The organism is Vibrio ouci, assembly GCF_004551525.1.
GTDB lineage: Bacteria > Pseudomonadota > Gammaproteobacteria > Enterobacterales > Vibrionaceae > Vibrio > Vibrio ouci.
The window spans coordinates 1-3,350 of sequence record NZ_SATR01000104.1 but is presented as its reverse complement, the minus strand read 5'-3'; the positions used below and the strand labels follow the sequence as shown (position 1 = coordinate 3,350).

The 3,350-nt window shown below is 40.1% G+C and carries 4 protein-coding genes; 2 read left to right on the top strand and 2 right to left on the bottom strand.

Annotated features, from left to right (window positions below; genetic code table 11):
* Positions 1-274: 274 nt before the first annotated feature.
* Positions 275-769, bottom strand: coding sequence for a hypothetical protein (locus ELS82_RS23725; protein WP_134837616.1), 495 nt, complete (start codon positions 767-769; stop codon positions 275-277).
* 141 nt (positions 770-910) lie between these two features.
* Positions 911-1,336, bottom strand: a complete 426-nt coding sequence (locus ELS82_RS23720; protein WP_134837615.1) for a hypothetical protein — start codon at positions 1,334-1,336, stop codon at positions 911-913.
* A 1,332-nt stretch (positions 1,337-2,668) separates the two neighbouring features.
* Here ELS82_RS23720 and ELS82_RS23705 point away from each other — a divergent pair.
* Positions 2,669-2,911, top strand: a complete 243-nt coding sequence (locus ELS82_RS23705; protein ID WP_038176344.1) for a type II toxin-antitoxin system ParD family antitoxin — start codon at positions 2,669-2,671, stop codon at positions 2,909-2,911.
* Entirely contained in the window at positions 2,908-3,207 is a 300-nt protein-coding gene (locus ELS82_RS23700; RefSeq protein ID WP_134837614.1) for a type II toxin-antitoxin system RelE/ParE family toxin, read from the top strand. Before ELS82_RS23705 ends, ELS82_RS23700 begins: the two co-directional genes overlap by 4 nt.
* Positions 3,208-3,350 lie beyond the last annotated feature (143 nt).

Sequence of the window (3,350 nt, the reverse complement as noted above, 5' to 3'; positions counted from 1 at the left end):
GCCGTAAACAGTGAAATCAAAGCGAACACTCCGCATATAGTGCCACCGGAAAGAACGTGAAAGGTACAAACTGAAAGGTGTAAAAACGAGCGCCAAAACAGATAAACACCAAAACTTATGACCTTTGATGTCAAACCCGTACTAACGCCCAATTAAGGGGTGAACAACGCCTCCACCCAGAGCTAAAGCATTGTGCCATAAACACTAAAACTGAAGTAGAAGCAAAAGTGCCAAGCGTTGTGAATCCCTCTTAAATTGCTTGTTATGTTTATGCTTAAACGTTCAAATTATTCCCTTTGCTTCTCAACGACTTTGTAAGAGTTCTTAGGGATACTCCTTTACCTCTTGATATCAGAGTTTTAACTTCTACTAACTTGGAAAAATCATAATTGCTAAAGTCATGAGTTCTAGAGTCCAACGTGAACTCGAAGAATTGACTTTCAGACAACGTTATTGGTTGTGCGATCGAGCTATCAAAAGGGTCAGCTCTACGCATAGTGTGAGTATTAAGTTTTATAGATTGAGTCGAACTATCACTAAACTTAAAGTCGATCCGGTCTAAAGTTATTGGGCGTCTGCCTGTATTCACTATTTTCAGATAAACTGCATCCGACATATTTTCAAAGCTCTCTAGATATCGAGTTACTACTGCAAATCGAGTCGCATCACGAAAAGCTAAGAATAAAGACAGGCTTAAACTGAGGATTGAGATAAAGATTGCTAATTGAGGAAGACCCAATAAAGATACCCAGTCAAACTCGTTTTCCATATTACCTCCGAATAAACATAACGCCAAATTAAGGTGTGAACAACGCTGACACCTTAGCTAAAGCATTGTGCCATAAACACTAAACCGGCTTGAAGTGAAAGTGCCGAGCGTTGTGAATCACTCTTAAATTTATTGTTATGTTTATGCTGCTCCGGGGACATAGCCTACTGGAGTAAAGCGCTTGTCTTTGTATTCTTCGGTTTCAAAAACGCCAAACAATTTCAATTTCCTATACGGCTTCTCGTATCGTTTAATTTCGTCGAAGTCTTCGTCGCCATTGAACATAAAAGCTGTTATTTTATTTGGCCTAAAGATGCCATCTTTATCTTTAGTATATTCCTGAATCAACGCGAACTTTCTAAACTTCATTTTATCTGCTTGCTTAGCTGCATAATATACATAGTCATACGGAGTTGCCTCTTTGGGGCTAGGCACTTTTACGCTTTCATATGTATAAGCTTTAGTATTGTCTAGCACAGCGTTGCCATTTCCAGAACTACTACCAGTGCTATTACAAGCACTTAAGAACACTACTAATCCAGATATTATCAACTTCTTTATCTTCATTTTTTCCTCTATAAACATAACGCCTTGCTAAGGTGTGAGTAACGCAATACAAAAGCTACCGCACAGCGCCTTAATCACCATAAGCCACCGCAAAGTAAAAATGCCACGCGTTACGAATCACTCTTAAGCAATTTGTTAGTACATGCGCTACTTCTATTTGTGCGCTCCAAGATATTGAAAAGTAGCATGATATGAAAGGCTTTGAACACTAAAGTGAGACGGGCAGCTACAAAACTTAAAATCGATAGAGAGACGAAAGTTCGCTAGAAGAAAAACGTACTGAACTCACCTACTTTTACTGACTTTAAATTAGAAAAGGATTCGTTCCTCGCACTTCAACAGCAACACCAAAGAAAGACAATTTTGACTTAGTAAAAACCACGAAAAAGAAGAAGCTATAAAGAAATAGGCTAAAAGTTAGAAACCGTAAACGGTGAAATCAAAGCGAACACTCCGCATATAGTGCCACCGGAAAGAACGTGAAAGGTACAAACTGAAAGGTGTAAAGACGAGCGCCAAAACAGATAAACACCAAAACTTATGACCTTTGATGTCAAACCCGTACTAACGCCGCATTAAGGGGTGAACAACGCGACCACCCAACTAAAACATTGTGCCATAAAACACTAAACCTGACCTAGAGTGAAAAATGCCAAGCGTTGAGAATCCCTCTTGAATGCTTTGTTATGTTTATCTACAACCACATGATTTACTTGATAAAGAACTGCTATTTCTGACTGTTACTCTGAACCGTCCCACTAGGCAAAAACTAACTTGACCACCAAGGGCAACCAACCAGAAACGAGCAATTCCACTTCCCTGCCCAATGAGGCAACCCGACCAAGTAACAACAAGCGCCCTTTCTTTCCAACAAAAGCGCAAGACAATGACAAATTGCCGAGACTACTGCCAAGTCGAAATGCTAATTGACTAAGAACCTAAAAGCGCCTTTGAGCCAGTTAAACCTGAAACCGACCGCCACGACCTGACAATGAAGCAACCCACGAACATTGACATGTTTTACGGGTTGAGAAATTCAAGAAATTAGGCCGACAATGCGGATTTGCTGAGTCTACTAGGGGCGAATTGCCAGAGGGACAAAGAACTAGAGCCTAAGACCTTTAAGCCTTTGAATTTCATGTAAACATAACGCCAAATTAAGTAGTGAGTAACGCTACCAACTACCTAAACCATTGTGCCGTAAACACTGAAGCTGATTCAAAGCAAAAATGCCGAGCGTTACGAATCTGCTTAAATTTATTGTTATGCGCCACTTGCGAACACCTCCATTCAATACCATAATTAGGTACTATTTGGTATTAGGAGATTACAATGGCTAAAAATACTAGCATCACTCTCGGCGAGCACTTTGATGGTTTCATTAGTAACCAAATTCAAAGTGGACGCTATGGCTCAGCAAGCGAAGTGATTCGTTCAGCCCTGCGTTTACTCGAAACACAAGAAACGAAAATGAACACTTTACGACAACTGCTCGTTGAAGGTGAAGAAAGCGGCATGGCTGACTATGACCTCGATTCGTTTATCAGTGAATTAGATAGCGAAGAGAGAAAATGAAACCATTTCAACTTACCAACAAGGCAAAGTCTGATTTAAAAGATATTGCCTTGTTTACCTCTCGCAGATGGGGTCGCGAGCAACGAAATGTTTACCTTAAACAATTCGATGAATCATTTTGGCTACTCGCTGAAAACCCTGACATCGGCAAAACTTGTGATGAAATCAGAGATGGCTACCGAAAATTTCCACAAGGGAGCCATGTTATTTTTTATCAACAAATTGGCAGCCAAAACATCCAGATTATCAGAATCTTGCATAAGAGCATGGATGTAAATCCAATCTTTGGCGCATAACGCCAAATTAAGGTGTGAACAACGCTAACCCTTAGCTAAACCATTGTGCCATAAACACTAAACTGACTTGAAGTGACGGCGCCAAGCGTTGCGAATCACTCTTAAATTTATTGTTATGTTTTACCACAAATACATGATTTACT